Source organism: Candidatus Chloroploca sp. Khr17 (assembly GCF_004138165.1).
Lineage (GTDB): Bacteria > Chloroflexota > Chloroflexia > Chloroflexales > Chloroflexaceae > Chloroploca.
Genome location: NZ_RYFF01000167.1, coordinates 1 through 1,049, shown reverse-complemented (window position 1 = coordinate 1,049; position 1,049 = coordinate 1). Strand labels below are relative to the sequence as shown.

The following is a 1,049-nucleotide window of genomic DNA, read 5'->3' as shown; positions in this document are numbered from 1 at the left end:
TTTTGCGGCGGGGGCAGTGGTGCGTTGGGCCGGGAGCGATCTGCCCACCGAGCGGGTTGGAGCGGGCGAGTTGCGGGCCACCGTGGCGGCCAATTTGCTGAGCAGCGCCGGCAGCGTGGCCGTGACGGTACGCAATCCCAGCCCGGGCGGCGGCGAAAGTAGCGCACGCAGTTTTGTCGTGAGTGCCGTCCAGGACAATCCGTTGCCCGCGTTGGCGAGTCTTACGCCCGCGAGCCTGCTCGCGGGCAGCGGGCCCGTGCGGATCAGCCTGCAAGGCAGCGGCTTTATCGCCAGTTCGCACGTCGAACTGAATGGTGAGCACCGCCCAACGAGCTACCGTGGGCCAGAATTGCTCGACGTTGACCTGAGTGCAGCTGATCTGGCGCAACCGGGCGCGCGTGGCCTGCGGGTCGTCAACCCCGCACCGGGCGGCGGCGCCTCCGAGGTGCTGACCCTGAACGTGGGTAGTCCGAGCGCGCCACCGCCACCAGGCCTGATCAGCCTGAGTCCGGCCAGTGTGGTCGCCGGAGCGGGCACCGGTCTTGAGCTGAACCTTCGTGGCAGCGGGTTTGTCGAGGGCACCCAAGGTCAGTGGAACGGGAGCACGCGGCCAACCCAATTGATCAGTGCAGATGAAGTCGTGATCAGCCTCTCGGCGGCGGATCTGCTGACGCCGGGGGCCGGTGAACTACGGGTGCGCAACCCCGACGGCCAGCTCTCCAACGGACTAGGTTTCAGTATCGTGGCCCCGGGCAGCAACCCACGCCCGAGTGTGCAGGGCCTGCTTGGTCTGGGGCGCAATGGGACGATCCTCATCGTAACCTTGGCGGGCAGGGACTTTGTACCGGGGGCGATCGTACGCTGGAACGGGGTCAGCCGCGCTGCCACCAACGTCACACCAACCACATTACAGGTAGCTCTGCAACCCGAAGACGCGCGGAGCTTCGCCCTGGTTCGTGTGATCAATCCAGAGCCGGGCGGCGGCGAGTCGGCCGCGATCGTCGTGCATATCCCGACCGCGTATCTGCCGCTCGTGTGGCGCTAAGATC

General features: G+C 66.9%; 1 pseudogene. It reads left to right on the top strand.

Annotated features, from left to right (window positions below):
* Nucleotides 1–1,045, top strand: a pseudogene (locus EKD05_RS26255) (hypothetical protein); the annotation flags it as partial.
* Between the last annotated feature and the right edge of the window lie 4 nt (nucleotides 1,046–1,049).